The organism is Micromonospora sp. CPCC 206171 (assembly GCF_036906755.1).
GTDB classification, from domain to species: Bacteria; Actinomycetota; Actinomycetes; order Mycobacteriales; family Micromonosporaceae; genus Micromonospora; species Micromonospora purpureochromogenes.
In genome coordinates this window covers 36,435-62,804 of sequence record NZ_JBAKHT010000017.1, presented here as the reverse complement: position 1 = coordinate 62,804, position 26,370 = coordinate 36,435, and the positions used below count along the sequence as shown (strand labels likewise).

At 75.3% G+C, this 26,370-nt stretch carries 31 protein-coding genes; 17 read left to right on the top strand and 14 right to left on the bottom strand.

The window, feature by feature from the left end; all coding sequences use genetic code 11:
• Window positions 1-14: 14 nt before the first annotated feature.
• The 5 genes from V6U89_RS19735 to V6U89_RS19715 all read left to right on the top strand — a co-directional run bounded on the left by V6U89_RS19735 (window position 15) and on the right by V6U89_RS19715 (window position 3,633).
• Window positions 15-623: a winged helix-turn-helix domain-containing protein gene (locus tag V6U89_RS19735; protein WP_210778335.1), complete on the top strand. Its 609-nt coding sequence runs from the start codon at window positions 15-17 to the stop codon at window positions 621-623.
• 115 nt (window positions 624-738) lie between these two features.
• On the top strand, window positions 739-1,458 hold the full coding sequence (locus V6U89_RS19730; RefSeq protein WP_334572802.1) for a uridine kinase: 720 nt from the start codon (window positions 739-741) through the stop codon (window positions 1,456-1,458).
• A gap of 115 nt (window positions 1,459-1,573) precedes the next feature.
• A complete protein-coding gene (locus tag V6U89_RS19725; protein WP_334572801.1) occupies window positions 1,574-1,972 on the top strand; it encodes a TraR/DksA family transcriptional regulator in 399 nt (132 codons plus the stop codon).
• Window positions 1,973-2,023: 51 nt separating this feature from the next.
• Window positions 2,024-2,899 carry a DUF72 domain-containing protein gene (locus V6U89_RS19720; protein ID WP_334572800.1) on the top strand — a complete coding sequence of 292 codons (876 nt, stop codon included), beginning with the start codon at window positions 2,024-2,026 and terminating at the stop codon, window positions 2,897-2,899.
• Between the two features lie 305 nt (window positions 2,900-3,204).
• A complete protein-coding gene (locus V6U89_RS19715; protein ID WP_334572799.1) occupies window positions 3,205-3,633 on the top strand; it encodes a DUF2267 domain-containing protein in 429 nt (142 codons plus the stop codon).
• Between the two features lie 46 nt (window positions 3,634-3,679).
• Here the strand turns inward: V6U89_RS19715 and V6U89_RS19710 are convergent, their stop codons facing one another.
• Together V6U89_RS19710 and V6U89_RS19705 are read right to left on the bottom strand one after the other, a co-directional pair.
• Window positions 3,680-4,429, bottom strand: coding sequence for a DUF72 domain-containing protein (locus V6U89_RS19710; protein ID WP_334572797.1), 750 nt, complete (start codon window positions 4,427-4,429; stop codon window positions 3,680-3,682).
• A gap of 9 nt (window positions 4,430-4,438) precedes the next feature.
• Window positions 4,439-5,188, bottom strand: a complete 750-nt coding sequence (locus V6U89_RS19705) for a PIG-L deacetylase family protein (protein WP_334572796.1) — start codon at window positions 5,186-5,188, stop codon at window positions 4,439-4,441.
• A gap of 223 nt (window positions 5,189-5,411) precedes the next feature.
• Here V6U89_RS19705 and V6U89_RS19700 point away from each other — a divergent pair, with 223 nt between their 5' ends.
• Window positions 5,412-5,702: a hypothetical protein gene (locus V6U89_RS19700; protein WP_334572795.1), complete on the top strand. Its 291-nt coding sequence runs from the start codon at window positions 5,412-5,414 to the stop codon at window positions 5,700-5,702.
• A 7-nt stretch (window positions 5,703-5,709) separates the two neighbouring features.
• Window positions 5,710-6,978, top strand: a complete 1,269-nt coding sequence (locus tag V6U89_RS19695; protein ID WP_334572794.1) for a cupin domain-containing protein — start codon at window positions 5,710-5,712, stop codon at window positions 6,976-6,978.
• 70 nt (window positions 6,979-7,048) lie between these two features.
• Here the strand turns inward: V6U89_RS19695 and V6U89_RS19690 are convergent, their stop codons facing one another.
• The 5 genes from V6U89_RS19690 to V6U89_RS19670 all read right to left on the bottom strand — a co-directional run bounded on the left by V6U89_RS19690 (window position 7,049) and on the right by V6U89_RS19670 (window position 12,196).
• Complete coding sequence (locus V6U89_RS19690) at window positions 7,049-7,714, bottom strand: hypothetical protein (protein WP_334572793.1); 666 nt, start codon at window positions 7,712-7,714, stop codon at window positions 7,049-7,051.
• The gene (locus V6U89_RS19685) at window positions 7,711-10,395 is read right to left on the bottom strand and encodes an FtsK/SpoIIIE domain-containing protein (protein WP_334572791.1); all 2,685 of its coding nucleotides are present in this window, start codon (window positions 10,393-10,395) and stop codon (window positions 7,711-7,713) included. Before V6U89_RS19685 ends, V6U89_RS19690 begins: the two co-directional genes overlap by 4 nt.
• Window positions 10,388-11,305: a hypothetical protein gene (locus V6U89_RS19680; protein WP_334572789.1), complete on the bottom strand. Its 918-nt coding sequence runs from the start codon at window positions 11,303-11,305 to the stop codon at window positions 10,388-10,390. The genes V6U89_RS19685 and V6U89_RS19680 overlap by 8 nt, the downstream gene beginning before the upstream one ends.
• Window positions 11,306-11,315: 10 nt before the next feature.
• Complete coding sequence (locus V6U89_RS19675; RefSeq protein WP_334454418.1) at window positions 11,316-11,576, bottom strand: hypothetical protein; 261 nt, start codon at window positions 11,574-11,576, stop codon at window positions 11,316-11,318.
• 224 nt (window positions 11,577-11,800) lie between these two features.
• Complete coding sequence (locus V6U89_RS19670) at window positions 11,801-12,196, bottom strand: hypothetical protein (protein ID WP_334572788.1); 396 nt, start codon at window positions 12,194-12,196, stop codon at window positions 11,801-11,803.
• A 122-nt stretch (window positions 12,197-12,318) separates the two neighbouring features.
• Here V6U89_RS19670 and V6U89_RS19665 point away from each other — a divergent pair, with 122 nt between their 5' ends.
• The 3 genes from V6U89_RS19665 to V6U89_RS19655 are packed head-to-tail and all read left to right on the top strand — an operon-like array spanning window position 12,319 to window position 15,400.
• Window positions 12,319-14,871 (top strand): ATP-dependent Clp protease ATP-binding subunit, encoded by a 2,553-nt coding sequence (locus tag V6U89_RS19665; RefSeq protein WP_334572787.1) that lies wholly within the window; start codon window positions 12,319-12,321, stop codon window positions 14,869-14,871.
• A 14-nt stretch (window positions 14,872-14,885) separates the two neighbouring features.
• Window positions 14,886-15,050: a hypothetical protein gene (locus V6U89_RS19660; RefSeq protein ID WP_334572786.1), complete on the top strand. Its 165-nt coding sequence runs from the start codon at window positions 14,886-14,888 to the stop codon at window positions 15,048-15,050.
• On the top strand, window positions 15,050-15,400 hold the full coding sequence (locus V6U89_RS19655) for a DUF3140 domain-containing protein (protein ID WP_334572785.1): 351 nt from the start codon (window positions 15,050-15,052) through the stop codon (window positions 15,398-15,400). Before V6U89_RS19660 ends, V6U89_RS19655 begins: the two co-directional genes overlap by 1 nt.
• Before the next feature lie 22 nt (window positions 15,401-15,422).
• Here the strand turns inward: V6U89_RS19655 and V6U89_RS19650 are convergent, their stop codons facing one another.
• From V6U89_RS19650 to V6U89_RS19640, 3 genes are all read right to left on the bottom strand, one after another.
• Entirely contained in the window at window positions 15,423-15,662 is a 240-nt protein-coding gene (locus tag V6U89_RS19650; RefSeq protein ID WP_334572784.1) for a hypothetical protein, read from the bottom strand.
• Window positions 15,663-15,681: 19 nt separating this feature from the next.
• Window positions 15,682-16,662 carry a LysR family transcriptional regulator gene (locus tag V6U89_RS19645; RefSeq protein ID WP_334572783.1) on the bottom strand — a complete coding sequence of 327 codons (981 nt, stop codon included), beginning with the start codon at window positions 16,660-16,662 and terminating at the stop codon, window positions 15,682-15,684.
• 67 nt (window positions 16,663-16,729) lie between these two features.
• Entirely contained in the window at window positions 16,730-17,347 is a 618-nt protein-coding gene (locus V6U89_RS19640) for a hemerythrin domain-containing protein (RefSeq protein WP_334572782.1), read from the bottom strand.
• 189 nt (window positions 17,348-17,536) lie between these two features.
• On the opposite strand from V6U89_RS19640, the gene V6U89_RS19635 reads away from it, so the two are divergent.
• On the top strand, window positions 17,537-18,865 hold the full coding sequence (locus V6U89_RS19635; RefSeq protein ID WP_334572781.1) for a M20/M25/M40 family metallo-hydrolase: 1,329 nt from the start codon (window positions 17,537-17,539) through the stop codon (window positions 18,863-18,865).
• Window positions 18,866-18,914: 49 nt separating this feature from the next.
• Window positions 18,915-19,574, top strand: a complete 660-nt coding sequence (locus V6U89_RS19630) for a hypothetical protein (protein WP_334572780.1) — start codon at window positions 18,915-18,917, stop codon at window positions 19,572-19,574.
• 94 nt (window positions 19,575-19,668) lie between these two features.
• Here the strand turns inward: V6U89_RS19630 and V6U89_RS19625 are convergent, their stop codons facing one another.
• A complete protein-coding gene (locus V6U89_RS19625; protein WP_053655860.1) occupies window positions 19,669-19,860 on the bottom strand; it encodes a DUF5703 family protein in 192 nt (63 codons plus the stop codon).
• A gap of 181 nt (window positions 19,861-20,041) precedes the next feature.
• Here V6U89_RS19625 and V6U89_RS19620 point away from each other — a divergent pair, with 181 nt between their 5' ends.
• Together V6U89_RS19620 and V6U89_RS19615 are read left to right on the top strand one after the other, a co-directional pair.
• Window positions 20,042-20,512, top strand: coding sequence for a GNAT family N-acetyltransferase (locus V6U89_RS19620; protein ID WP_334572779.1), 471 nt, complete (start codon window positions 20,042-20,044; stop codon window positions 20,510-20,512).
• Between the two features lie 89 nt (window positions 20,513-20,601).
• A complete protein-coding gene (locus V6U89_RS19615) occupies window positions 20,602-21,357 on the top strand; it encodes a hypothetical protein (RefSeq protein ID WP_334572778.1) in 756 nt (251 codons plus the stop codon).
• Window positions 21,358-21,439: 82 nt separating this feature from the next.
• On the opposite strand, the gene V6U89_RS19610 is transcribed toward V6U89_RS19615, so the two are convergent.
• Both V6U89_RS19610 and V6U89_RS19605 read right to left on the bottom strand, forming a co-directional pair.
• Window positions 21,440-22,387, bottom strand: a complete 948-nt coding sequence (locus V6U89_RS19610; protein ID WP_334572777.1) for an SseB family protein — start codon at window positions 22,385-22,387, stop codon at window positions 21,440-21,442.
• Entirely contained in the window at window positions 22,384-22,803 is a 420-nt protein-coding gene (locus V6U89_RS19605; protein WP_334572776.1) for a YbaB/EbfC family nucleoid-associated protein, read from the bottom strand. The genes V6U89_RS19610 and V6U89_RS19605 overlap by 4 nt, the downstream gene beginning before the upstream one ends.
• Before the next feature lie 100 nt (window positions 22,804-22,903).
• Here V6U89_RS19605 and V6U89_RS19600 point away from each other — a divergent pair, with 100 nt between their 5' ends.
• From V6U89_RS19600 to V6U89_RS19590, 3 genes are read left to right on the top strand one after another with little or no spacing between them, the layout of a single operon-like run.
• Window positions 22,904-23,236 (top strand): hypothetical protein, encoded by a 333-nt coding sequence (locus V6U89_RS19600; RefSeq protein ID WP_154937482.1) that lies wholly within the window; start codon window positions 22,904-22,906, stop codon window positions 23,234-23,236.
• A complete protein-coding gene (locus V6U89_RS19595; protein ID WP_334572775.1) occupies window positions 23,233-24,297 on the top strand; it encodes a WXG100 family type VII secretion target in 1,065 nt (354 codons plus the stop codon). Before V6U89_RS19600 ends, V6U89_RS19595 begins: the two co-directional genes overlap by 4 nt.
• A gap of 22 nt (window positions 24,298-24,319) precedes the next feature.
• Window positions 24,320-25,237 carry a hypothetical protein gene (locus tag V6U89_RS19590; protein WP_334572774.1) on the top strand — a complete coding sequence of 306 codons (918 nt, stop codon included), beginning with the start codon at window positions 24,320-24,322 and terminating at the stop codon, window positions 25,235-25,237.
• A 117-nt stretch (window positions 25,238-25,354) separates the two neighbouring features.
• Here the strand turns inward: V6U89_RS19590 and V6U89_RS19585 are convergent, their stop codons facing one another.
• Entirely contained in the window at window positions 25,355-26,326 is a 972-nt protein-coding gene (locus V6U89_RS19585) for an aldo/keto reductase (protein ID WP_334572773.1), read from the bottom strand.
• Between the last annotated feature and the right edge of the window lie 44 nt (window positions 26,327-26,370).

Here is a 26,370-nt window from a genome sequence, read left to right as displayed (position 1 = left end):
AGCCAAGGAGGACCATGTCGGTCAGCCCCGCCTCGTCGCGCGCCGGATGGCATACGTCCCAACCTGCGGTTCCTGGTCGTCCCCCCGGCGGCCAGCGCCGCCCGGCGAACACGGCCGCACCCGTGCTCACCGTGACCCTGTCCATCCCGTTGGCGTGTGAGGAGTCGTTGACCCCGCCGGCCCGGCGGCTGCTGGAGGCCGCCCGCGAGATGTTGGAACGCGGCGAGGGCACCATCATCACCAACGGTGTCCCCGCCGAGCGGCGGCCCGAGCCGCTGCCCGGCGGCCGGTCCCCGGCCCGGTCGCTCGCGCCGACCATCCCGGCCCTGCACATCCTGGCCTCGTCCCGGTCCGTGCTGCGCGACGGCGAGCCACTGCCGCTGACCCGGCTGGAGTTCGACCTGCTGCTGCACCTGGTCGCCCACCCGCGCCGGGTCTTCACCCGGTTGCAGCTGCTCAACGCGGTCTGGGGCTACGAGCACGCCGGGGTCCGCACCGTCGACGTGCACGTGCGCCGGCTGCGCGGCAAGGTCGGCGTGGACGTCCCCCTGGTGACCACCGTCTACGGGGTCGGCTACCGGCTCGCCGACGACGCCCGGGTCACCATCGACCGCACCGGCTGACCAACCCGGTCACCATCGACCGCACCGGCGTCCGCCGGGTCACCATCGACCGCGCCGGCGTCCGCCGGGGTCACCATCGACCGCACCGGCTGGCCGGCCGGGGCACCATGGTCGGATGCGTGTCCGACCCATCTCGCCCGAGCGGCTCGTCGCCGAGCTGACCGAGCGGCTCCTCGCCGCCGCCCCCGAGCCCGGCCTCCCGGCCGTGACCGGTGCGGGCCCCGACGCCCCGACCGACCGGCCCGGCCGACTGCGGGTCGCCGTCGACGGCCCGCCGGCCGCCGCGCCGCAGCGCCTCGCCGAGGCGCTGGTCGATCCGCTGCGCGCGCTCGGCCGCCCGGTGCTGCACGTGCGCGCCGAGGACTTCCTGCGGCCCGCCTCGATCCGCTTCGAGCAGGGCCGGACCAACCCGGACGCGTACTACGAGAGCTGGACCGACGAGGCCGGGCTGCGTCGCGAGGTGCTCGACCCCGCCGGCCCGGGTGGCTCGGGGCGGGTGCTGCCCTCCCTCTGGGACCCGGCGACCGACCGGGCCAGCCGGGCCGGGTACGTCCCGCTGCCGCCCGGCGCGGTGCTGCTGGTCAGCGGGGCGCTGCTGCTCGGCGGCGGGCTGCCCTTCGACGTCGCGGTGCACCTGGCGCTCTCGCCGGCCGCCCTGGCCCGGCGCACCGACCCGGAGCTGCGCTGGACCCTGCCCGCCTTCGCCCGCTACGCCGACGAGGTCGACCCGGCCTCCGTCGCCGACGTGGTGGTCCGGGCCGACGACCCGCGGCACCCGGCCCTGGCCGAGCCGGACGAACCGGTCGACGGAGGTCGGAAAAACTCGTCGGTTTGATCCACTGCGGAGGTGGGTATTCGCCCGGCTCACAGAGCACGGGTGATCTCGCCCGTGCGGACCGTATCCGGGCGACCGGCCCGGCCGGCCGGAGCCCCACGAAAGGCAGGCAGCGATGCTCGTCCACGACACCGTCGGTACGGGCCGATCCCAGGCGGAGATCGACCAGATCCGACTCTCCCTGCAGGCCCGCTACGACGAGCTGTCCGCGGAGTACGAGCAGGCCGTCGCGCAGAGCCAGGTGCTGCGGCTGGTGGAGGTCGGCGACACCGCCGGCGACGACCAGGCCGACAGCGGCACCAAGACCGCCGAACGGGACACCGCGCAGTCGTTGCTGCGCACGATCCTCGACCGTCGCGCCCAGTTCGAGCACGCGCTGACCCGCCTGGAAGAGGGCACCTACGGCTTCTGCGAGGGCTGCTCGGCGCCGATCCCGGTCGAGCGCCTGGAGATCTTCCCGTCGGCCACCTCCTGTGTGGCCTGCAAGCAGACGCGGGAGCGGCGGGTCGCCTGAGCGGCGGGCGTCGCGGTTGCCGGTCAGGTCCGGGCGCGGTGGACTCCTTCCATGGGTGACATCAAGGTGGGCACCGCGTCCTGGACCGACCGGACGCTGCTGGAGTCGGGGTGGTATCCGCAGACCGCGGACACCCCGGAGAAGCGCCTGGCGTACTACGCCCGGCGCTTTCCGCTGGTCGAGGTGGACGCCACCTACTACTCGCCGCCGGCCGAACGGACCGCCCGGCTGTGGGCCGAGCGCACCCCGGCGGGCTTCACCTTCAACGTCAAGGCGTTCAGCCTGCTGACCGGGCACCCGACAAAGGTGTCCGCGCTCTACAAGGACCTGCGCCCGGAGACCGAGAAGAAGAACCTGTACCCGGACGACCTGCCCGCGCAGGCGTACGAGGAGGTGTGGACCCGGTTCCTGTCCGCGCTGGACCCGCTGGTGACGGCCGGCAAGCTCGGCGCGGTGCTGTTCCAGTTCCCGCCCTGGTTCACCATCAAGCGGGAGAACAAGGAGTACCTGCTGGAGGTGGAGCGGCGTTGCCGCCCGCTGCGGCCGGTCTTCGAGTTCCGGCACGCCTCCTGGTTCGACGGCGCCAACGCCGACGAGACCATCGCCTTCCTGCGCAAGCACCGGCTGCCGTACGTCTGCGTCGACATGCCGCAGGGGCACCGCTCCTCCGTACCCCCGGTGCTGGCCGCCACCGCGGACCTCGCGGTGGTGCGCTTCCACGGGCACAGCGACAAGTGGACCAGCAAGGACATCCACGAGAAGTTCGGCTACCACTACTCCGACCGGGAGTTGCGGGACTGGGCGCCGAAGCTGCGCGAGCTGGCCGACTCGGCCGGGCAGACCCACGTACTGATGAACAATTGTTACCGCGATTTTGCCCAGACCAACGCCGCGACCCTGGCCGGCCTGCTCGACGCCGCCGGCTGACGGTCGCCGGAGTTCACCCGGGCGGGGTGACGCCGGCTCACCCGATCGCCGAACAGCATGGGCGGTGTCTGCGGTCCGTCGACCGACGGAACCGTGAGGCCGACAGCGACGGAGGTGGCCCATGGCGGTTCGCGTCGTGACGGACAGACGACGTGGCGGGGTGCTGCACGTGGTCGGAAGGGCCGACGGCAACGCCCGCGAGCGACCCGGTCGGATCAGGCCGACCCGGCTGTGGCGGGGGCCGAGCGGGCCGCCGCGCCGCACCGACGACCGACGATGGGAAGACGACGCACGGGGGTGGACAGATGGCTGAGCAGCTGCAATCGGCGTTCGAATCCTCTTTGGAGAAGACGAACCTGATGCTCAAGGACATCGAACAGGCGTACGGTTGGCCGAAGGAGCAACGCAACCAGTCCTACTGCGCGCTGCGCACTGTTCTGCACCTGCTGCGCGACCGGATGCCGGTGCAGGAGAGCGTGGAGTTCGCCGCGCAGTTGCCGGTGCTGGTCCGCGGAATCTACTTCGACGGCTGGAAGCCGATGGACGTGCCGATCAAGCTCAATCGGGACGACTTCCTTCTCGAGGTCCGGCGGCACTTTCCGTACGACGTCGAGGGCGGCACCGAGCGCGTGGTGCAGGTGGTGCTGGACGCCCTGAGCCGGCACGTGACCCAGGGCCAGTGGGACGACGTGAAGGACAACATGCCCAGTGACCTGCAACGGATGATGCCGTAACCGGATCGCCCAGCGGCCCGCCCCCCGTCCGGTGGGGCGGGCCGCTTCACTCCGTCCGGCTGACCGAGCGCCCCGCCCGGCGGGCCAGCCCGGCGAAGGCGACGGCGTCGACCACGGCCGCCCCGCCCGGGTCGTTGTTGAAGTAGACGTACACCGGCTCGGCGTCGTCGAAGGTCGCGGCGAGGCGGCGTACCCAGGAGGCGAGCGCGGCCCGGCCGTAGCGCGGCCACGGCTGTGCGCGGCCCTCGTGCAGCCGCAGGTAGCCGAAGTCCGTGGTGCGCCACAGCGGGGTCACCGGCCGGCCCCGCCGGTCCGCCCAGACCAGCGCGGCCCGCCGGCGCTCCAGCACCTGCCGCACCGACGGCGTCCACCAGGACGGGTGCCGGGGCTCCACGGCCACCCGCACCTCGTCGGGGAAGAGGCGCAGGGTGGTATCGAGCGCCTCCGGATCGGCGGGCAGGTTCGGTGGGAGCTGCACCAGCACCGGCCCGAGCCGGTCGCCGAGCGCGGTGGCCCGACCCAGGAACCGGGCGACCGGCTCGGCCGGGTCGCGCAGCCGCTTGATGTGGGTCAGGTAGCGACTCATCTTCACCGCCACACAGAAGTCGTCCGGGGTACGCGCCCGCCAGGCGGCGAAGGTGTCCCGTTCGGGCAGCCGGTAGAAGGCGTTGTTCACCTCGACGGTGGCGAACCGGGTGGTGAAGTGCTCCAGCCAGAGCCGCTGGGGCAGCTTCGGTGGGTAGAAGCGCTCCCGCCAGTCGCGGTACTGCCATCCCGAGGTGCCGACCAGGATCATCGCGTCCGCCTAGTGCAGGCCCAGCGGGAAGATCTCGAACGCGGCGCCGTAGCGGACGCCGAGCCGGGTGCCGACCGGGCGGCTGATGCCCTCCAGGAACTCCGCCGGGTCGAACCCGCCGTCGCCGAGGCCCCGCAGGTAGGCGTCGTGCGCGCGCAGCGAGGCCAGCCCGGCGTCGAAGGTGGCGGTGACGTCCACCCCGTGCCGGGACAGCGGCGAGGCGGCGGCCCACACCTCCCGGACCCGGTTCCACGGCGCCACGCCGCCGATCAGCTGCTCCGGGAAGATCCACCGGTTGCCGGCGTCACGGGCCGCGTCGAGCACGGCCCGCCCGGTCGCGATGTGGTCGGCCTGGTTGAGCGCGTACGCCCCGTCCCAGGTGTCGCGGAAGTTGTTGGTGATCACCACGTCGGGGCGGTGCCGCCGGATCACCTCGGCGATCGCCCGGCGCAGCGGCACGCCGTACTCCAGCAGCCCGTCGGGCTGGCCGAGGAACTCCACCGTGGTCACCCCGACCACGGCGGCCGAGGCGCGCTGTTCCTCCTCGCGCACCACCCGGGCCCGCTCCGGGGTCGTCCCGTCGATCCCGGCCTCGCCGCTGGTCACCAGGCAGTAGACGACCTCCTTGCCCTGCCCGGTCCACCGGGCGACGGCGGCGGCCGCGCCGAACTCCAGGTCGTCGGGGTGGGCCACCACGGCCAGGGCGCGCTGCCAGTCCTCGGCCAGCGGCGCCAGCGGTGCGGGCTGCGGCTGCCCCATGGTGACCTCCCTGCCCGGACGGATCGTGCCCCCCATCCTGGCACCGCGTTCGCCGCCGCGCCCGGTTCGCGGCGCGCCGGAGCGTCCCGCCGGGGCCGGGCGAACTGTCCCGCTCGCCGGGTCCCGCCGTCTACCGTGTGGTTAGAGAAGATCGCGCGTGGGGTACCACCCGCTGCACGACGGACCCCGCCGGTGGCGGGGCGGCACACCCGAGGGAGCACCCATGGCACTCAACGACGACGACATGCAGACCACCAGCGGCGGCGGCCTCGAGGGCCCGGCCGACGGTGGCGCGACTCCCGGGCAGCAGGACGGCGGCGCCGACGGCGGCGCGGACCGCGGTGCGGAGCGCGGCGCCGACCAGGGCGCGGACCGGGGTGCCGAGGGTCCGGCCGACGGTGGTGCGACCCCCGGCCAGCAGGACGGTGGCGCCGACGGTGGAGCCGAGGGTCCGGCCGACGGCGGCGCGACCCCGGGCCAGCAGGACGGCGGCGCCGACGGCAGCGCCAGCTGACGACGTCATGACGATCATCGACTCGCCGGGCGGCCACGGCCGCCCGGCGGTCTCGTCCGCTGCCGAGGCCCTGGCGCGCTGCGTCAGCGTGGAACCGGCGAAGTTCGCCGCCGCCCACTGGGGACGCGCCCCGCTGCTCTCCCGCGCGGACGAACTGCCCAACCCGGACGGTTTCACCGACCTGCTCAGCCCCGCCGACGCCGACGAGCTGCTCAGCCGCCGGGGTCTGCGTACCCCGTTCCTGCGGGTGGCCAAGGACGGCCAGCTCGTGCCCGCGGCGCGCTACACCGGCGGCGGCGGCGCCGGCGCCGAGATCACCGACCAGGTCCTCGACGAGAAGGTGCTGGAGCTGTACGCCTCCGGCGCCACGCTGGTGCTCCAGGGACTGCACCGCACCTGGCCCGCCCTGGTCGACTTCGCCCGCGACCTCGGCACCGCGCTGTCCCAGCCGTTGCAGGTCAACGCCTACCTGACCCCGGCCGGCAGCCAGGGTTTCGCCACCCACTACGACACCCACGACGTCTTCGTGCTCCAGGTCGACGGCCGCAAGCACTGGCGGATCCACCCGCCGGTGCTGCCCGACCCGCTGGAGCAGCAGCCCTGGGGCGGGCGGGCCGACGAGGTCGCCGCCACCGCCGACGGGCCCGCCGCGCTGGACGTGGTGCTCGCCCCCGGCGACGCGCTCTACCTGCCGCGCGGTTGGCTGCACAGCGCCCAGGCGCAGGAGTCCAGCTCGCTGCACCTGACCGTCGGCATCCGCGCGCTGACCCGGTACGCCATGGTCGAGGAACTGCTCACCCTGGCCGCCGAGGATCCCCGGCTGCGCGCCGGGCTGCCCTTCGGCACCGACGTCGCCGACCCCGACGCCGTCGAGCCCGAGCTGACCGAGACCGTCGAGGCGCTGCGGGACTGGCTGCTGCGCGTCGACCCGGCGGCGGTCGCCGCCCGGCTGCGGCAGCGCGCCTGGCCCGCCGCGCGGCCGGCCCCGATCCGGCCCCTCGCCCAGGCCGCCGCGCTGGCCGCGCTCGACGCCGACAGCCGGATCGCCCCGCGGGCCGGGTTGCGCTGGCAGCTCACCACCACCGCCGACCACCGGGTGGCGCTGCGGCTGCCCGACCGGACCATCACCCTGCCCGGTACCTGCGAGCCGGCGGTGCGCACCCTGCTCACCGGCACCGTCACCCGGGTGGGCGACCTGCCCGGCCTGGACGACGACGCCGACCGGCTGGTGCTGGCCCGCCGGCTGCTGCGCGAGGCCGTCGCGGTCCCCGCCTGACAGCCGCTGCGCCTCGGCCGGTCCACCGAGCCGACCGGGCGGCCCGCCGGGCCGGCCCGGACCGCCGGGGTCAGCGGGTCGACACCAGCAGGGCCACCGTGCTCGCCACCCCGGCGACCAGCACGATCGCCATCGGCCGCGGCCCCAGCAGGGCGTGCCGCCGGTCGGCCAGCCGCTTCGCCGGCGCCAGGCCGGCCAGCGGTCCGAGCAGCGTCACGACCAGGGCCAGCACCGGCATCCCCACCGCCAGGTCACCGCCGTAGCGGTGGCCGAGCGCACGGGCGCCCGCCCCGAGGCCGTACGCGAGCAGTGCTCCCGCGACTCCGCAGAGCGCCAGCAGCGGGTTCACCGACGCGGGCAGCTCACCCGGCTGCCCGGCCCGGTCCAGCAGCTCCCGCGCCGCGCGCAGCGACGACACCGGATCACCGGAGGCGTCCCTGGCCGGCCCCGGCGCGGGGCCGAGTCGCCGCCCGCCCAGTCCCAGCCGGCCCCGCAGCTCCGCCCAGAGGTGCCCGACCTCGGCGTCGACCCGCTCCACCATGGACCGGGCCTCGACCACCTCGGCCTCGGCCCGGCGTAGCTGGGCGGTCGCCTCGGCCACCGCCCGTTCGGCGGCGGCACACTGCTGGTCGTGCCAGGCCTGCGCCTCGGCCCGCTGGGCCCGGACCCGGCCGGTCAGCTCGGCCAGTCGGCGGACGTGGGCGGCGTACGTGTCACTGGCGACCGGTTCGTTCATCGGGAGGGACCATAAGGGATGATCACCTGTCCGGTGCGGTGCACCGCCCGGTCGAAGAAGAGCCCGCGCCACGGACGGGGGTACCAGTCCGGGCCGCCGGTGCCCGGGTAGAGCGAGGAACCCAGCTCCGCCCCCTGCACGTCGAGAGCGACCCAGGCCCCGATCTGGTCGGTGCGGGCTGCCGGGCCGCCGAGGTCCACCCGCATCCGGGCGATCCCGCGCCACCAGGCCAGCACGTGCGTACGCCGTTCCGGCCCGTCGTGCAGGATCCGGCGCAGCTGCTCCAGCCCGCTGCGCCCGCCGGCCGGCGCGGCCAGCCGCCCGGCCGCCGCGTCCACGGCGAACAGCAGCAGGTAGTGGGGGGTGCTCGGGGTGCCCGGCCGGCCCAGGGCCTCGGCCGTCTCGGCCATCAGCTCCGGCACCGTCTCCTCGTCGTACCAGGCCGCGTCGTCGGCCAGGTCCTCGTAGAGGGCGCGGGCGGCCGGGTCGGCGTCCGGGTCGAGGCAGGCGATGGAGAACCGGGCGGTACCCGGCCGGTGCTGGCGGGCCAGCGACCGGGCAGCGGCGTCGAGCACCGCGCACGCCTCGTCCACCCGGGTGCCCAGCACCGCCAGGTTGCGCCCGGGGGCGCGGGGCAGCCGCAGCGCCGCCGAGCGGGCCTGCACGTCGATGATCTCGCCGAGCAGGGCGACCGGCCCCCGGGGCGGCGGGGTGTCGCCCTGCGGGGTCAGCGCGCGGTAGTCGGGCGCGTCGACCAGCCGGGGGACGGCGTCGCCGTCGAAGAGCCGCGCCGGCGCGGCGTCCTGCGGCCGCATCCGCCACAGCCGGTGCTGCAGTTCGCTCCAGGTCTCCCAGTCGCTGGCCGACGGGATCCGGGCCAGCTGGTTGCCCTCGGTCATCCCGGACTCGGCGTTGACCACCGCGTGGTGCCGGGGCAGTGCCTGTGCCGCGTCGTTGCGTTCGGCCAGGATGCGCAGCGCCTTGGGCAGCGCGATCCGCAGGGTGAACTGGGCGACCAGCGCGGGGCGTCCCCACAGCGCCTCGATGCCCCGCACGTCCTGCGAGGCGAGCACCAGGTGGATGCCCTGCGACCGGCCCCGCCGGGCCAGGTCCTCCAGCAGGTCGGCGGCCTCCCGGGCCACCACGTCCCGGCCGGCCAGCAGCGCCTGGAACTCGTCGACCACCGCGACGATCCGCGGCCAGTGCCCGGTCGGGTCCACCGCCCGCAGCTCGGCCAGCTTGGTGACCTCGTGCTTCTTGGCGGCGTCGGCCCGCCGGCGCAGCTCCTCGGCGAGGAACCGCAGCAGGGCCAGGCCGAACTCCCGGTCGGTGTTGACGTTGATGCCGACCAGCCGCATGTGCGGCAGCCAGCTCGGGTCGCGCCGGCCCTGGGCGAACCGGGCGAAGGACACTCCCTCCTTGAAGTCGAGCAGATAGAACTCCAGCTCGGCGGGGGAGTAGCGGGCGGCGAGCGCGCCGATCCAGGCGAAGATCAGGTTGGTCTTGCCGGTGCCGGAGGGGCCGCCGATCAGCGCGTGTGGCGGGTAGTCGCCCAGGGTCAGCAGCACCGGCCGCCCGTGCGGGCCCTCGCCGATCGGCGCGGTCAGCCCGTGCGCCGAGTCCTCCTTCCACATCTGCTCCGGCGGGGGCAGCAGGTCGGTGAAGGGCGTCGGCGGCGGGCCGGCGTTGACCCGGGAGGCGATCTCCCGGCAGGTCTCGGTGACCAGCGCGGCGGGCGGCGGCGGGTCGAGGCGTACCGGCAGGCCGGGCGGGGCGCCGACGCGGGCGTCGCCCGGCTCGGCGACGATCCGGGTGACCGTCGGGTCCTCGGGCAGCGGGATGCCGCGCACCACCAGGTGCACCCCACAGGCCGCCCCGGTGCGGACCACCCGGTCCAGCTGGCCGCGTTCGTGCCGGGACAGCTCGTCCCCGCCGAGCAGCACCGCCACCCGCCACGGCTCCGGCCGGCGGCCGGTCGCCGCGGCCAGCTCGCGCAGCGAGCCGTACTCGCCGGCCAGCACCGTCTCGTTGATCCGGCGGATCTGCTCCACCAGGTCGTCGAGCAGCCGGCCGAGCCCGCCCGGACCGACGAAGGTGAGCAGCCCGGCGGTGCCCAGCGGGGCGAAGCCGGCCAGCCCGCCGCCCAGGTGCTCCGGGTCGTAGCCGGACAGCCGCACCGCGCCCGGGTCGGCCCGACCGACCCCGCGCAGCAGCAGCGCGCTGACCACCGCGTCCGCGCCGTCCCGGTCGCCGCCGGACAGGTGCACGTGGCCGGCGTCCAGCAGCGGGACCAGCGCCGGGACCGGTTCCGCGCCGGCGATGCGCAGCGTGCCGACGCGTACCGGACCGATCGGCTCCCCGCGCCCGGCCGGCGCCGCCCGCCAGGCCGTCCACGACGCGGACGCCGCGCCCGGCGCCTCCCGCAGCGCGGCGGCGGCGGCCCGGCGGGCCAGCTCGGCGATCCGCGCCGCGTGCCGGTCGTCGATCTCGGCCAGCCGGCGGTCGCGTTCCGCGCCGACCCGCTGCGGCACCGCCGCGGCGGCCCGCCGCACCCGGACCAGCCGTTCGCGGGCGGCGGTCAGCTCCGTCTCGGCACCGGCCAACCGGGTACGCGTCGCGCCGAGGGCCTCGGAGAGCGTCCCCCGTACCCGCGTGACCAGTTGGCTGCGCAGGTCAGCCACGGTGCCCACCGTCGGGCCGGTGCCCGGCGACCGGCGCGGCGGCGGCCGGCGCCCGGCGGGCGTCGGGCTCGTCGCGGGGCAGGTCCCGACCGAGCCGGGCCAGCAGCACCCCGGTCACCACCCCGGCGGTGACCGCCGGGTCGGCGGCGTGCGGCTGCTCGCCGGCACGGGGCGGGGGCATCCGGCAGACCCGGGTGAGCAGGGTGTCCAGCACCGGCGGCGGCAGCCCGGGGAGCAGGTCGCGGACCCGGCCGTCCAGCTCGCGCCGCAGCCGGCCCAGGTCGTCGGCGCGGGGCGGGTGCCCGAGCAGTTCCCCGGCCAGGTCGCGCAGCAGCGGCGGGGCCACCGCGGCCAGCCCGAGGCCCACGTCGGCGTGTGCCGTGCGCAGCTCCCGGTGCAGCCGGTCGCGGTCGCCGGAGCGGACCCCGGTGACCACCCGGCGCAGCAGCTCCCGCGAGTCGGCGATCCGCTCGTCCGGCTCGTCCGGCGGGCCCTCCCTGCCTCCGGTCAGCTCCGCCACCCGCACCGACCACCAGCGCTTGACCGTCGGGTCCGCCGGTGGTCGGGGTGCCGGACCGGTCGGCGGCGCGGCGTCCGCGCGGGGTGCGTCGTGCCTCGGCTCGCGGCGGGCCGGCGCCGCCGGGGGCGCGCCGTCGGGGGCCAGCCCGATCGCGGCCAGGTACGCCGACAGCTGCTCCTGGGCCACCCGCAGCGCGTGTCCGGCGGCCTCGGCGTGCTCGGTGGCCGCGGAGAGCTCCGGCACCCCCATCGGGTTGGCCGACTCCTGCCGGACCCAGCGCAGCCGCTCGGTGGCCTGGCCGAACTTCTCCAGCGCCTGGGCCAGCGGCGCCAGCGGCAGCTCCTCGGCGGCGGCCCGCACCTGCGCCCCGACGTCCTCGATGATGGACACGGCCGCCCGCTCAGAGCGTCGAGACGTAGAGCTGCGCCTGCTCGACCGCGACGAGGGTCGCGGCGAGGCACTCCTCCAGCTCCTGGCCGGCCTGGGTCAGCGAGGCCTGGGCGTTCTCCACCGTCTCGTGCCCGCTGCCCTCCAGCGCCCCGGCCAGGGTCTGCTGCGCCTCGGAGAGCTTCTCGCCGGCCGCCTGCACGGCTGTCTGCCCGTCACCGATCTGTTGGAGGGCGACCTCGATGGCTGCCTTCAGCTCGGCGACGCTCGCCACGGTGACCTCCTGGGGGCGGGGAGACGTCCATTACAACGCATACCCGTGGGTAGCGAACATCCGCCCTTGTCGCCGTTCCCGCCCTGGTGTCCGGTTACCCCCGTGACCTGCGGGAAGGCGCCCGCCGCCGGACCGTCCGGTCCCACCAGGGGATCCTCCGGTCCCGCCGACGGGACCGTCCGACCGCCGCGCGAACTCCCTGCTCACGGGGGCGGGCCGGCGGATCAGGTGGTGGGGTGAGTGTGCTCGCGCAGCCAGCGCGGGCCGTGCAGCTCCGCGCCGAGGGCCGCCACCCGGTCGCGCAGCTCCCGGTCGGAGGTGACCACCAACCGGCGCCGGTCGGGCGCGTCGCGCACCAGCGCGACGATCGCGTCGTCCCCGGAACCGGGCGCCGGCACCGTGTGCACCCCGGCCACCGCGGGCACCTCCCGCGCCGCGCCCTCCACCACCAGCACCACCTCCACCGGCGGCGGCAGCTCCGGCGGCAGCCCCCGGTCGGCCAGCGGCGCCAGCGCGTCGCGCAACCGGGCCGCCGCCCCGGCCCGGTCCCGCCACCAGCCGTCCGGGCGGGAACCGACCACGTTGGCACCGTCGACGATCAGCAGCGGGCGGGAGTCCATGCCCCCAGCCTGCCATCCCCTGGCGTTTGTCGCGCCGGTCGCCGGGTAGCCACCGGCGACCGTGCCGCGCCCGCCGTGTCGCCCTCGGCGACCGTGCCACGCCCCGACTGCGGAGGACAGAGATGATGGGACCCGGTGACTACGGCTCCGACCCCTGGGACGAGTTCCTGGCCCGGTACTTCGGCCGGGGTGAGGGCGGACGCCGACCGGCCCACCGGGTCGACATCACCCGGCTGATGACCGCCGACGCCCGGGAGATGCTGGCCGACGCGGCCCGCCGGGCCGCCCAGAAACACAGCAACGACCTGGACACCGACCACCTGCTCTGGGCGGCGCTGCAACGCGAGCCGCTGCGCGACCTGGTACGCCGGGCCGGCGCCGACCCGGACGCCCTGGTCAACGCCCTCGGCGGGCGCGGCGACGGCGCGCCCGGGGGCGAGGTGCCGCCGAACCTGTCGCTCACCCCCGCCGCCAAGCGGGCGCTGCTCGACGCCCACCAGCTGTCCCGGGCGATGGGGGCGAACTACATCGGCCCCGAGCACATCCTGATGGCGCTGCCGCTCAACCCGGAGTCGCCCGCCGGCCGGATGCTGGCCGCCGGCCGGATCCAGCCCGAGTCGTTGCAGGCGGCCAGCGCGGAACGCGGACCGATGGGCGGGCCGAAGCCCGACCGGGGCACCCCGACCCTCGACCAGTACGGGCAGGACCTCACCGAGCTGGCCCGGATGGACCAGATCGACCCGGTGATCGGGCGGGCCGACGAGATCGAGCAGGCCGTGGAGATCCTGTCCCGGCGGACCAAGAACAACCCGGTGCTGATCGGCGAGGCCGGCGTCGGCAAGACCGCGATCGTGGAGGGGCTGGCCGAGCGGATCTGCGACGGCGACGTGCCGCAGACCCTGCTCGGCAAGCGGGTGGTGCAGCTCGACCTCGCCGGCCTGGTCGCCGGCACCCGCTACCGCGGCGACTTCGAGGAACGGTTGAAGAAGGTCATCGAGGAGATCCGGGCGCACCGGGACGAGCTGATCATCTTCCTGGACGAGATCCACACCCTGGTCGGCGCGGGCGGCGCCGGCAGCGAGGGCGGCATGGACGCGTCCAACATGCTCAAGCCGGCGCTGGCCCGCGGCGAGCTGCGGGTGATCGGCGCGACCACGCTGGACGAGTACCGCAAGAGCATCGAGAAGGACGCCGCGCTGGCCCGCCGCTTCCAGCCGGTCCTGGTGCCCGAGCCCAGCGTCGAGGACACCGTCACCATCCTGCGCGGCCTGCGCGACCGGTACGAGGCGCACCACCAGGTCCGCTTCACCGACGAGGCGCTGGTCGCGGCCGCCGAACTCGCCGACCGGTACGTCACCGACCGTTTCCTGCCGGACAAGGCGATCGACCTGATCGACCAGGCCGGCGCACGGGTCCGGCTGCGCACCCGCACCCCCGACGCCGACGTGCGCGAGCTGGAGCAGCAGCTCGACGAGGTGCGCCGGGACAAGGAACAGGCGGTCGCCGACGAACAGTACGAGCGGGCCTCCGCGCTGCGCGACCGGCTCGCCGAGGTCGAGGAGCAGATCCGCCGCGCCCGGGGCGACGAGGGCGCCGGCCGGGTCCCCGCGGTCGGCCCGCAGGAGATCGCCGAGGTGGTCTCCCGCGCCACCGGCATCCCGGTCAGCCAGCTCACCGAGGAGGAGCGGGACCGGTTGCTGCGACTGGAGGGGCAGCTGCACGAGAAGGTCGTCGGCCAGGACGACGCGGTCACCGCGGTGGCCGAGGCGGTCCGCCGCTCGCGTACCGGGCTGGCCGACCCGAACCGGCCGATGGGCAGCTTCCTCTTCCTGGGCCCCACGGGCGTCGGCAAGACCGAGCTGGCCCGGGCCCTGGCCGAGGCGCTCTTCGGCGAGGCCGACCGGATGGTGCGGGTCGACATGAGCGAGTTCCAGGAGCGGCACACCGTCGCCCGGCTGGTCGGGGCGCCCCCCGGCTACGTCGGGTACGAGGAGGCCGGCCAACTCACCGAGGCGGTGCGCCGCCGCCCGTACGCGGTGGTACTGCTCGACGAGATCGAGAAGGCGCACCCGGACGTGTTCAACATCCTGCTCCAGGTGCTCGACGACGGCCGGCTCACCGACAGCCAGGGCCGGACGGTGAACTTCAAGAACACCGTCCTGATCATGACGAGCAACCTGGGCTCGGAGCTGATCACCGGCACCACCCGCGCGGTGGGCTTCGAGGCCGGCGCGCCCGGCGGCACCCAGGAGAGCGACGAGCTGCGCGAGCGGCTGATGCGCCGCCTCCAGGAGGCCTTCCGCCCGGAGTTCCTCAACCGGATCGACGAGACGATCATCTTCCGCCGGCTGGAGGCCCAGCAGCTGCGGCAGATCACGGAGCTGCTGCTGGAGGATACCCGCCGCCGGCTGCACGCCCAGGACGTCGAGGTCGAGTTCACCACCGCCGGCGTCGACTGGCTCGCCGAGCACGGCTACCAGCCGGAGTTCGGCGCCCGGCCGCTGCGCCGGGTGATCCAGCGGGAGGTCGACAACCGGCTGTCCCGGATGCTGCTGGAGAACCAGCTCTCGCCGGGGCAGAAGATCACCGTCGACGCGCGCGACGGTCAGCTCGCCTTCGACGTGGCCGCGGGAGAGCGGGGCTACACCGCGGCCTCGACGTCCCATCCGCGATGACCCGGAGGGCGGAGATGACCGAACCCGAGGAGAGCGACGAGGAGACCGACCGCACCGAACCGATCCTCGCGCCGCCGACGGCGAACCCGGCCCGGGTGCGGGTGCCGCCGGAGGGCCTGAAGCAGCAGACCGACGACGGGAGCCCGGCGCCGTCCGGGCCACCGGAAGAGGAGGCGTGATGGCACGCGAGCAGCGACTCGACCCCGAGGTCGAGGTGATCTGGGACGACTTCCACGCCGAGGTGAACGTCCCCTCCGAACAGTTGCGGCAGTGGCTGCTGACCCGGGGCTCGGGGGAGGAGTCGTTCGGCCCGAACCCGGACATGGACCTGCCCCAGCCGGGCCGGCAGATCCTGCGGGTGCTCAGCAAGCGCAAGGTGGATCTGACCCCGGAGGACATCGAGGTGATGCGGGAGGCGATCGACCGGATCCGGGCGCTGACCGCGGAGAAGCCACGCGGCGGCAACGCCGACGACGAGTGGCGGCACTCCCTGCTCGACCTGGGCCACGACGTCCTGGTCGAACGCTGACCCGCACGGGCGGCGGCTCGCGCTACGGCTCGGTGCCGAGGCTGGGCAGCTCCAGGCCGGCGGCGGTGGCGGCGGCCTGCCGCTCGGCCCGGGTCTGTTCCTCCTGGGTGAGCAGGTTGGCGTACTCGGCGATGTCGGCCGGATCGGGCACCGCCGGCAGCCGGCGCAGGAACGCCTCGAGGTCCCGGACGGCGGCGGAGTGCGCGGCGGCCGCCTGCCGCAGCAGTTCCCGCTCGTCGACGTCGGGGTAGCGATCGGTCATGGGGTCCAGGTACCCGCCGTCAGGCGATTCGCACCCCGCCGGCCGGCCGGGCCCCGAACTCCGGGTGGCGCAGCAGCCAGGCCAGGTAGTCGGGGTGCGGCGCCAGCGAGTCGGTGTACGCCGCCACCGCCGTCTCCAGCACCGCCTCGGCGACCCGGGCGGCGGGCGACTCGGGGTGCCAGCCGAGCAGCAGCCGCCAGCGCAGCGGCACGCCGGCCAGCCGGCGGGTGACCAGACCGTCGACCGGGCGGAAGGTCGCCTGGCACAGCGCCACCGCCTCGCCGGCGTCGACCAGGTCCATGCAGCCGCGCACGTCGGTCTCGTACACCTTGCGGGGGGTGAAGCCGGCCCGGGCGCAGGCGGCGGCGAAGCAGTCGCCGAAACAGCCCTCGCCCGGCGCGGCCACCCACTGTTCGCGGCGCAGCTCGGCCAGGCCGATCTCCTCCCGGCCGGCCATCGGGTGGCTGGTCGGCAACAGCACCAGCACCGGGTCGACCGCCACCTCCCGCCAGCAGAGCCCGAACTCCGGGGACACCGTGGCGTCGCCGCAGACCCCGGTGAGCGCGAAGTCGAGCCGCCCGCCGGCCACCAGCCCGGCCAGCTCCGCGGCCGACCAGGAGGCGTACGTGGTGATCTGCGCCTGCGGCTGCTCGGCGACCAGCCGGTGCACCAGCCGGCCGAGGATCGGGCTGTTCACCCCGCCGAAGCGGTACCGGCCCAGGCTGTCGTCCGCCCCGGCCAGCCGGGCCGCCTCGTCCTGGAGCCCCTTCATCGCCGGCAGCAGCACCCGGGCCCGGGCCAGCACCAGCTCGCCCAGCGCGGTGGGCCGGGCGCCGCGCCGGTCGCGTTCGAACAGCGGCCCGCCGAGGGCGCGCTCGATGCGCTGGAGCTGCGCGGTCAGGGCCGGCTGGGCCAGGCCCAGGGAGGACGCGGCCTTGGTCACGCTCCCCGTCTCGGCGATCGCGCAGACGACCCGCAGGTGTCGCAGCTCCAGATTCATAACGTGACGGTAGGACCACCGCACGGGCCGGCGGAAGGGCCTGGGCGGATCGGCGTCCGGCGATGGATCAGTCGCGCGCGTCCCGCTTGAGATCGGCCAGGTACGTCCGCCGCCCGGTGACCGCGTCGCGCACCTTGTCCACCACGCCCAGCGCCGGCTCGACCACCCGGTTCCACGGCGGGGTGGCCGGCGTACCCGGGTGCGGGCGGGTGGGGGCCGCCTCCTCGGCGATCTCCCACCGGTTGCCCAGCCGGATCAGCTCCGCGTCGGTGGCCACCTCGCGCAGCGGGGTGATCAGCGCCGAGACCGCCTCGACGTGCCGGCGGACCCGCGCGGCGACGTCCGCCAGCGCCGGGTCGTCCGGCCCGCCGAGCGCCTTGAGCGCGGCCAGCAGCGCCGCGTCGGCCGCCAGTTCCCGGTCGACCCGCTCGGCGCTCCCGGGCAGCGCCGCCCGCGCGGCGGGCAGCAGGTACTGCTCCTCGGCGGAGAGGTGCCGCGAGATCGCCGCGGTCAGCACCTCGGCCACCTCTCGGCGCCGCTCAGGGCTCAGCCCCGGGTCGGTCACCTGGTCGGCCAGGCCGAGCAGTTGCCGGTGCTCGGTGTCGGCGATGTCGGCCATGCTGCGCCCGCCGGGCCGGTAGGCGTCGTCGGCGGTGGGCGGCAGGGGCGGCAGCGGGACGGTCATGGGGCCCTCCTCGACGGGCGGCCGGAGCCTGGGGACGGCCGGCGCGACGGGCGGTGCGGGGTCGCCGAGGCGGTACCCGCACCGCAAGATCGCGAAACGGGGGCGGCCCGCAGGTGCCGCGCGGACGCTGACGCGTGCGAGCGCCGGCCGGGCCGCCGCGACGGCTCGCCCGACTGGTAGAAAGAGCCGATGACGAGCGACCCCGACTCCGCCCGACCCGACCCCACCGACGAGGTCGTGGAACTCTGCCGCGACCTGCTGCGTATCGACACCACCAACACCGGTGACAACGCCACCAGCGCGGGGGAGCGGCTCGCCGCCGAGTACGTCGCGGACAAGCTCGCCGAGGTCGGCGTCGCGTCGCATTTCCTCGAGTCGGCGCCCGGGCGGGCCAACCTGGTCGCCCGGATCCCCGGCACCGACCCGGGCCGGGACGCCCTGCTGGTGCACGGCCACCTGGACGTGGTGCCCGCCGACGCCGACGAGTGGTCGGTGCACCCGTTCTCCGGGGAGATCCGCGACGGCTACCTGTGGGGCCGGGGCGCGATCGACATGAAGGACTTCGACGCGATGGTGCTGGCCGTGGTGCGGCACTGGCAGCGCACCGGCGTGCGCCCGCCGCGCGACATCGTGCTGGCCTACACCGCCGACGAGGAGGCGGGCAGCGACTACGGCGCACACTTCCTGGTGCAGCGGCACCGGGAGCTCTTCGACGGCTGCACCGAGGCGATCGGCGAGGTCGGCGGCTTCTCCTACGATATCGACGACGCCAACCGGCTCTACCTGATCGAGACGGCGGAGAAGGGGCTGGACTGGCTGCGGCTGCACGCCAGGGGCCGCCCCGGGCACGGGTCGTTCATCCACGACGACAACGCGGTCACCGCGCTCGCCGAGGCGGTCGCGCGGATCGGGCGGCACCGCTTCCCGGTCACCGTCACCCCGACCGTGCGGGCCTTCCTCGAAGAGATCTCCGACGTGCTCGGCGTCGAGCTGGACCCGGACGACCCGGAGGCGGCGATCGCCAAGCTCGGCCCGATCGCCAACATCATCGGGGCGACCATCCGCAGCACCGCCAACCCGACCCGGCTGGCCGCCGGCTACAAGGACAACGTCATCCCCGGCCGGGCCACCGCCACCATCGACTGCCGCAGCCTGCCCGGGCAGTCGGAGATGCTCGAGCGCCAGCTGCGCGAGCTGGTCGGACCGGACATCGACATCGAGTACATCCAGCGCCAGCCGGCCCTGGAGACCACCTTCGACGGTGACCTGGTCGAGGCGATGTCGGCGGCGCTGCGCGCGGAGGACCCGGGGGCCCGCCCGGTGCCGTACATGCTCTCCGGCGGCACCGACGCCAAGGCGTTCTCCCAGCTCGGCATCCGCTGCTTCGGGTTCGCACCGCTGCGACTGCCGGCCGACCTCAACTTCTCGGCCCTGTTCCACGGCATCGACGAGCGGGTACCGGTGGACGGACTACAGTTCGGCGTGCGGGTCCTCGACCGGTTCCTGCGCACCTGCTGACCGGGTCCGTCGCCGGACCGCTTCCTCCCCATCGCGAAGGGACTCCCTCATGACCGACCAGCACGGTGAGCTGGACGCTGCTCTGGAGCGCGTGATCGACGCCGCCCGGGCCCACCTGACGGCCGTGCGCGCCGCCCAGGGCCGGATCGACGACGACGGCGTCTGGCAGGCGTACGTGGCGTTGAACAACGCCTCGTACGCCTACGACGAGCAGTTGCTCGACGCGTTCGGCGAGGTCACGCCGTGGGACGTCGAGTCGATCGACCCCGACGAGGCCGACGAGCGGTTCGGCGGCGCCGAGGGTGTCGAGGCCAGCGACCCGCACCCGGCGGTGATCTCGGTGCGGCAGCGCCGCGACTACCGGGTGCCGAGCGTGTCCGCGCTCATCCGGGTCGCCGAGGTGGCCCGCCGCGAGGGCACCCCGGAGGAGGACGAGCCGGCGCCCGTCGAGGGGGTCGGCGAGGCGGTGCTGGAGCTGCTGCAGAGCGGGGACGGCTCGCTGAGCGCGCTGGACGTGCCGGAGCTGGAACCGCTCGACGGCGTGGTGATGGTCAGCGAGGTGGGCACCCCGGTCGACCTGGAGTCCTTCGACGACGACGACCCGGTGGGCCCGTTCCAGCCGGCCGCCGACGACCGTCTCGTCGGGCGGCTCGACGAGCACCCGTTCCTCGACGAGGACGAGCACGACCACGCCGGGCACAGCCACTAGGCCCTGGGCCGCGACGCCCCCGGGGCCCGACCGTGCGGTCCGGCCCCGGGCGCGTGGGCCGCCGACCCGGGTACGCCGGGCGGCGTGCCCGCCGTCAGTAGGACAGACCCGGCTGCGGCTGGTTGACCCGCCGACGGCGCAGCACGACCTGCCGCGTGCCGTCCCGGAACAGCCGTACCCGGGCCAACTCCCAACCGGAGAACTCCGCCTGGATCGCCAGCTGCGCCGCGGCGGTCAACCGGTCGACGTTCGGCGGCAGCCGCAGCGGCGCGTATTCGTAGTCCATGGACCTATGCTGCCCAGCCCGCAGGCCGTCCGCCACCCCCTCCCGCGTGACCCGCGCCGCTGGCCGGCCACCCCCGGCACCGCCACCGCCCGGCCAGGCACCGCTCGCCCGGTTTCCGCCGCTCTGCGTGCGGCGTCCCCCGGGGTGCCGGTCCCCGCCGCCGCGCCCCTATCGTGTTGTGGTGACGACCATCCGGCTGGAACCCATGACCGAGGCGCGGTACGCGCGCTACCGCGAGCGGGCGGAGGTCGACTACGCCGACAGCATCGCCGCCAGCGGTCTGCTGCCGCCGGCCGAGGCGCGGGAGAAGGCGCGCCGGGACTACGCCCGGCTGCTCCCCGACGGCCTGCGCACCGAGGGCCACCGGTTGTGCACCGCCTACGCCGGTGACGACGAGGTCGGCGTGCTCTGGCTGCACCTCGAGCCACGCTCGGACGGCCTGCACGCCTTCGGCTACGACTTCGAGGTACGCGCCGACCTGCGCCGGCGCGGCCACGGCCGGGCGATGATGCGGGCCGCGGAGCAGCTCTGCCGCGAGCTCGGCGTGGTGTCGATCGGGCTGAACGTGTTCGGCCACAACTTAGGCGCCCGCGCCCTCTACGAGCAGATGGGCTACGAGATCACCTCGGTGCAGATGGTCAAGCGGTTGTGACGGACGGGCGCAGGGCGACCGCCGCGGCGCGCCGGTCCGGCTCCGGGGTAGCTGAGCCGCCCCGCCGCGCCCCGCCGTACCATGCGCCGGTGCCGCTCACCATGATCGTGACCCGACCCCGCCCTGGCCGCGCCACTCCGCTGTTCGCGCGAGCCGTCGCCGGGCTGGTGGCCACGCTGCTGCTCGCCGGCTGTGGTCTCGTCGTCCGGTCCCGCCCCGGTGCCGCGCTGCGGTTCGAGTTCGCCCCGACTTCCGGGGACGGGTACATGAACCAGGTGCTCACGATCGTCAACGAGGGCACTCAGGTGCTCGCGCCGACGCTGGAGTTCACCGCGCTGGACGCCGCCGGGCGCACGCTGCCCAGCGTGCGGGTCGCCTCGGTCTACGGCAGCGACCGGGGGCGGCTGGTCGTCCCGCCGGGCACCAGCAGCGACGTGCTGACCTTCACGGGTGCCGGAGCCCGGGCGGCCGAGGACGTGGCCGTCTCGGTGCGCACCGCGGAGCCGGTGGACGCCCCCGCCGTCGACGTCCAGCCGGTGGTGACCCCGGTGGCCGACGACGGCCGGGTACTCGACCGCAACAGCCGGTTCACCGCCGTGTCGGTACGCAACGACGACAGCGAGCAGATGACCGTCCGGCTGGTGTACATCATCTGGTCCGACCCGCCCGCCGATCCGGCGGCCGGCCAGCGGCAGCAGGCCGAGCGGGTAGTGCCGATCGGCGGCCTGATCCTCCTGCCGCCCAAGCACACCACCGTGGTGCCGGTGACCAGGGAGGCGCGGGCCGCCGTGGCGGATGCGGCGGGACGCGTCCCGACCAGCATCAAGGCGTACCTGTCCCGTTAGCCTCGCGACCGGGCCCGCCCGCTCCCGACAGCTGTGCGACCGCGCCGAGCCGGCCGGTCCCACGTGCGGCGGATACGCTCCCTCAGCGGCCCGTGCTGCCCGGTCGCTCGACGGTGGCCGGGGCGAGGGAGCCCTGCGAAGCGGTCAGGTCGTTCGCGGCCAGCAGCGCGGCCAGCGCCGAGGCGGTCAGCGTCAGGCCGTGGGCGGCACCCGGGTCGACGGCGAGGCCCCAGCCCGGCTCCGGCCAGTCCGCCAGCAGGTCGGCGGCGGACAGCGCGACGAACGGCACCCCCACCCCGGCGAACGCGGCCAGCGCGTCCGCCGAGGTGAAGACCGGCAGCAGCGGTGCGCGGTCCGCCCCGAGGACGACCGTCCACGGAAAGTCCCGGTCGGGCGACGGGTCTCCGGCGAGCGGTACGCAGACCGGGCCGGCCGCGAGCACCCCCAGGTAGCGGGGCAGGTCGTGCGCGGCCGCCGCCCGGGCGAGCAGTTCGGCCGGCTCCGGCTCGGCCGGGCGCGCCCCGCCGCCGTCCGCGACCGTGGCCCCCGGGGAGGCGACGTCGGCGGCCGTCGCGTCGACCCCGGCGCCGGCCCCGACCGGCACGGCGACGCCGACGCCGGCCGGTACGGGCGCGCCGACACCGGACCCGGCTGCGCCGGTCACCTCGGCACCGGTTGCCGTCGGCGGTTCCGCCCCGCCGTCGAGCGGGAGCACCCGGCAGGAGAGCGCCGCCGGGTCGGCGGTCAGCGCGACGGCGGCGGTCCGGGCGGCGAAGCCGCTCCACCAGTGCAGGCCCTCGGCGGTACGCGGGGTGGCGTACCACCAGTCGCCGCCGTCGCCGGGCTGCCAGCCCAGCTCGGCCAGCCGCTGCCCCGCGTACCCGGGGCAGTGGCCCTCGACGCTGTCGCGGCGCACGGACAGCCGGAGCCGGCGCGACCCGGCGCTGAGTTCCACGTCGGTGTCCCGGTCGCAGGCGACGAGCGTGCGGTGCAGCCGGGCCACGATCTCCGGCCAGCCGGTCGCGGTCACGCCGGCGGCCTCGGCAGCCGGGCGTCCAGGGCGCCGAGTCGGGCGACGGCCTCCTCCAGGCGGCCCAACGCCGCGAAGTCGCCCGGCTTGCCGAACAGCTCGGTCAGGCCCGCCCCGAGCGTCGCGTCGAGACCCTCGGTGCGCTCGTCGAGCTGGGCGGTCGCCGCCGCGCGGGCCCGCCGGTACGCCTCCAGCACCATCCTCGCCAGGTCGGCGGTGCCGGCCCGCAGCGCCCCCGGCTCGACGGTCAGGTCGGTGAGCCCGCCGGTGGCGTCCACGGTGGCCGACACCAGGCCCGTGTCGTCGGTGGCGGTGCCGTCGACGTCGTCGAGGCCGGCGTGCAGCCCGGCGAAGCGGCGTTCGATGTCGGCGAGCCGGCCGGCGAGCGCGTCCAGACCGGACAGCGGATCAGTCATGCGGGCTTCCTCTCCCTTGGTTCCTCCTTGGGCCGGGGTGGCGGCCGGAGGCCGAGGAATCGTATCTTCGACGCGCGTCGGATGCGGGGGAGGAACGGCGATGGCAGCTGACATCGAAGTGGACGTGACGGCCGTGAAACGGCTGGAGGCGGCCGCCACCGGAGTGGCCAACGCGCTGGGCGCGCTGGAGAGCCGGGTGGTGGCCGCGGGTGACCTGCCCGACGGCGCCTTCGGTCACCTGCCGTTCGCCAGCGACATGCTGCGCGCCAAGTACGCCGAGCAGGTCGCCGACGGCACCACGCTGTTCCGGGCCGGTCAGGACGCGTTCACCCGCGTCGGGGCGGCGCTGGGGTCCACCGCCGAGTCGTACGAGCGCAACGAGCAGGACATCGACTCCGGCTTCCGGGCGATGCGCGAGGGGATGGGCCGGTGAGCGGACCCGCCGGCAGCGCCGTCCAGCTCTGGAACGGCATCGACAACGCGCTGTCCGGGGTGGAGGACGTGGTCGACAGCGTCTGCCGCACCCTGGCCTGGCCGCTCATCCAGCTGGTCGACATGGTCGACGGCGAGCCGGAGGCGCTGCGTGCCCGGGCCGGTGACTGGGACGCCCTCGCCGCTCAGGTGCGGGAGCTGGCGCTGAGCCACCGCGGCGTCCGCGAGGCCGAGCAGCCGGGCTGGCGGTCGCCGGCGGGCGAGGCGTACGGCAAGCGCCTCGCCGAGGTCGAGCAGCAGCTGCTGGACGTGGCGGGGCAGTTCACCGCCACCGCCGAGTACCTGCGCGGGGTCGCCGAGGCCCTGCAGATCGTGCACGAGGTGCTGGTCGACCTCTGCGTCGAGTTCGTCAACTGGATGCTGGTCACCCTGGTGACCGCCCTGCTCATGGCGCCGTTCACCGCCGGGGCGTCCTGGGCGGCCGGCCTGGGGGTCACCGTGACCCGCGGCATGATCGTCCTGACCCGGTCGCTGAAGATCATCCGTCCGCTCGCCACCCACCTGCAGAAGGTCATCCGGCTGCTCCAGCGGGTCATGCTCTACCTGCGCAAGCTGCGCAACCACCTGGACAAGCTGGTGGACAAGCAGAAGGCGCTGCGGATGGGGCAGAAGGCGATCGACAAGCGGCGCGCCGCCGGCAAGGCCGACAAGTGGTTCCACAAGATCACCGACCCGGCGCAGGGCACCTTCAAGCTCGGCAAGTCCGGGTCGCCGTTCGACATGGGGATGCTGGAGCGGGCCGGCGCCCTGCGCGCGCACGGCCTGGCCGACGGCGGTCGGATGATCGCCCAGAACTGGGCCACCAACCTGCCCTGGAACGTGCCGAACTCGGTCGTGCACGGGGCGGTGTGGGGCGGCACCGCCCTGGTCAGCGGCCTGTCGGTGCCCGGCTCCGACCTGGTCAAGGACGAGATCGGCGACGTCGTGCAGGGCGGCGCCGACTGGATCGACCAGAATGTCTTCGGGCAGCCACCCGCCGAGCAGCAGCCGGCGGGCCGCTGACCGGCGACGGAGGAGGTACGGCGTGACGGGTGCGTGGGGACGGCTCGGGCGGCTCGGCGACGCGGTGCGCGACGGCGCACGGGTGGCCCGCGACCGGGCCCGCGCGCTGCGCGACGAGTTCCGCACCTCCGACGAGCCGGAGCGGGCCCTGGTCGCCCCCCTGGTGACCGGGCAGGAGCTGCGCTACGTCGGCCTGGCGCCGGTGCGGGCGCACGAGACGCACCGCGCCGGCAGCCAGTTCGTCGACGACGTCGGCACCGAGGTCGCCGAGGCGCTCGATCCTCGGGCGCTGTTCGGGCTGCTGAACATCGTCAACCCGGTGGCCTGGGTGGAGGCGGTGCTGACCCCGGTCCGGATCGTGGCCGGGGTGCTGCTGCTGCCCGGCAAGGCGGCCGCGCTCGCCGCGGGACTGCCCGAGGCGGCCGGTCGGGACGTGGCCGTCGACGCGACCCCGGCTGTCCCGCAACCCCGGCCGGTGCTGCCGCTCACCGACGAGCAGGAGGCGTTCCGGGCGCTGTTCCGGCTCAGCCGCCACCGCCCGCTCGCCGACCAGCTCGCCGAGATCGCCTACCGCCGCCGGTACGTCTTCAGCGGCGACCTGGCCACCCTCGCCGGCAGCCTGCTGCTGTTCCTCGAGCGCTACACCGGCACCCCGCTCGCGGTCACCGACACCCACCTGCACCTGCTGCGGATGGGCCGCCGCCCGGACGAGGGCCGGCCGGACCGGCGCGAGCCCCGGCTGCTGTGGAGCGTCGAGCGGCGGCGGATCACCCGGATCGACTGCGACCACGGCTCGGCGCGGCTGATGCAGTTCCCGGCGACCCTGCACTTCGACGACGGCTCGTGGATCCGGATCGTCAACCCGGCCACCCGCGACGACCAGGCCCGCTTCCTGGCCGCCGTACGGGAGATCCCCGGCGACCGCCCCACCCTCGACTGACCGCGGCACTCGGCCCGGCCGCAACCGCCCGCCGGTCCGCCACCGGTCAGTCCCGCGCGGCCGTCCCGGGCCTCGCGCCGGCGGGCGCGCGGGAGACCCCAGGCCTGCCCCCCGACGTCAGCCGTCGCGTTCCGGGTAGCCCACCGGCACCGCCGAGACGTCGTCCAGCGCCGTGGTGATCTCCGCCGGCAGGGTCATCCGCTCCACCTGGAGCGCGCCGAGGAGCTGCCCGACGGTACGGGCGCCCAGGATCGGCGCGGTGACGCCCGGCCGGTCCCGGATCCAGGCCAGCGCCACCTCCATCGGCGAGACGCCCAGCCCCCCGGCGGCGGTGGCCACCGCCTCCACGATGCTGGAGCAGCGCGGCTCCAGGTAGGTGGCGACGAACCGTTCGAAGTGCGGCGAGGCGGCCCGCGAGTCGGCCGGCCGGCCGTGCCGGTACTTGCCGGTGAGCACCCCCCGGCCCAGCGGGGACCAGGGCAGCACGCCCAGCCCGAGCGCGCCGCAGGCCGGCAGCACCTCCCGTTCGACGCCCCGCTCCAGCAGCGAGTACTCCACCTGCGCGGCGATCACCGGGGCGCGCCCCGGCCAGGCCGCCTGCCAGGCGGCGGCGCGGGCGGTCTGCCAGCCGGAGAAGTTCGACACGCCGACGTAGCGGACCCGGCCGCTGGCCACCGCGTGGTCCAGCGCCGCCAGGGTCTCCTCCAGCGGTGTGTCCGGGTCGTACCCGTGGACCTGCCACAGGTCGACGTGGTCGGTGCCCAGGCGGCGCAGCGAGGCGTCCAGGGTGCGCAGCAGGTGCCCGCGCGAGCCGTCCCGGCGCCGGCCGCTGCCCGGCCGCAGCCCCGCCTTGGTGGCGATGAGCAGCTCGTCGCGGGGGACCAGGGCGCCCAGCAGCGAGCCGAGCACCGACTCGGCGTCACCGTCGCCGAAGACGTCCGCGGTGTCGACCAGGTTGCCGCCCGCGTCGAGGAAACTCTTCAGCTGGGCGGCCGCGTCGTCGGCGTCGGTGTCCCGGCCCCACGTCATGGTGCCGAGCGCGAGCCGCGAAACCGCCAGCCCGCTTCGGCCGAGCGGTCGCTGTTGCATGGGTGAACCTTATTTCGAACCTGGCGTCACGGATATCCTCGCTC

Bases quoted from the DNA above. Each gene is read 5' to 3' on its own strand.
- V6U89_RS19655 (WP_334572785.1), top strand. From the start codon at position 15,050: ATGGCACGCGAGCAGCGACTCGACCCCGAGGTCGAGGTGATCTGGGAC.
- V6U89_RS19650 (WP_334572784.1), bottom strand. From the start codon at position 15,662: ATGACCGATCGCTACCCCGACGTCGACGAGCGGGAACTGCTGCGGCAG.
- V6U89_RS19640 (WP_334572782.1), bottom strand. From the start codon at position 17,347: ATGACCGTCCCGCTGCCGCCCCTGCCGCCCACCGCCGACGACGCCTAC.
- V6U89_RS19625 (WP_053655860.1), bottom strand. From the start codon at position 19,860: ATGGACTACGAATACGCGCCGCTGCGGCTGCCGCCGAACGTCGACCGG.
- V6U89_RS19585 (WP_334572773.1), bottom strand. From the start codon at position 26,326: ATGCAACAGCGACCGCTCGGCCGAAGCGGGCTGGCGGTTTCGCGGCTC.
- V6U89_RS19730 (WP_334572802.1), top strand. From the start codon at position 739: ATGCGTGTCCGACCCATCTCGCCCGAGCGGCTCGTCGCCGAGCTGACC.
- V6U89_RS19630 (WP_334572780.1), top strand. From the start codon at position 18,915: ATGACCGACCAGCACGGTGAGCTGGACGCTGCTCTGGAGCGCGTGATC.
- V6U89_RS19725 (WP_334572801.1), top strand. From the start codon at position 1,574: ATGCTCGTCCACGACACCGTCGGTACGGGCCGATCCCAGGCGGAGATC.
- V6U89_RS19645 (WP_334572783.1), bottom strand. From the start codon at position 16,662: ATGAATCTGGAGCTGCGACACCTGCGGGTCGTCTGCGCGATCGCCGAG.
- V6U89_RS19715 (WP_334572799.1), top strand. From the start codon at position 3,205: ATGGCTGAGCAGCTGCAATCGGCGTTCGAATCCTCTTTGGAGAAGACG.
- V6U89_RS19695 (WP_334572794.1), top strand. From the start codon at position 5,710: ATGACGATCATCGACTCGCCGGGCGGCCACGGCCGCCCGGCGGTCTCG.
- V6U89_RS19705 (WP_334572796.1), bottom strand. From the start codon at position 5,188: ATGGGGCAGCCGCAGCCCGCACCGCTGGCGCCGCTGGCCGAGGACTGG.
- V6U89_RS19735 (WP_210778335.1), top strand. From the start codon at position 15: ATGTCGGTCAGCCCCGCCTCGTCGCGCGCCGGATGGCATACGTCCCAA.
- V6U89_RS19700 (WP_334572795.1), top strand. From the start codon at position 5,412: ATGGCACTCAACGACGACGACATGCAGACCACCAGCGGCGGCGGCCTC.
- V6U89_RS19665 (WP_334572787.1), top strand. From the start codon at position 12,319: ATGATGGGACCCGGTGACTACGGCTCCGACCCCTGGGACGAGTTCCTG.
- V6U89_RS19690 (WP_334572793.1), bottom strand. From the start codon at position 7,714: ATGAACGAACCGGTCGCCAGTGACACGTACGCCGCCCACGTCCGCCGA.
- V6U89_RS19720 (WP_334572800.1), top strand. From the start codon at position 2,024: ATGGGTGACATCAAGGTGGGCACCGCGTCCTGGACCGACCGGACGCTG.
- V6U89_RS19660 (WP_334572786.1), top strand. From the start codon at position 14,886: ATGACCGAACCCGAGGAGAGCGACGAGGAGACCGACCGCACCGAACCG.
- V6U89_RS19600 (WP_154937482.1), top strand. From the start codon at position 22,904: ATGGCAGCTGACATCGAAGTGGACGTGACGGCCGTGAAACGGCTGGAG.
- V6U89_RS19670 (WP_334572788.1), bottom strand. From the start codon at position 12,196: ATGGACTCCCGCCCGCTGCTGATCGTCGACGGTGCCAACGTGGTCGGT.
- V6U89_RS19635 (WP_334572781.1), top strand. From the start codon at position 17,537: ATGACGAGCGACCCCGACTCCGCCCGACCCGACCCCACCGACGAGGTC.
- V6U89_RS19710 (WP_334572797.1), bottom strand. From the start codon at position 4,429: ATGATCCTGGTCGGCACCTCGGGATGGCAGTACCGCGACTGGCGGGAG.
- V6U89_RS19605 (WP_334572776.1), bottom strand. From the start codon at position 22,803: ATGACTGATCCGCTGTCCGGTCTGGACGCGCTCGCCGGCCGGCTCGCC.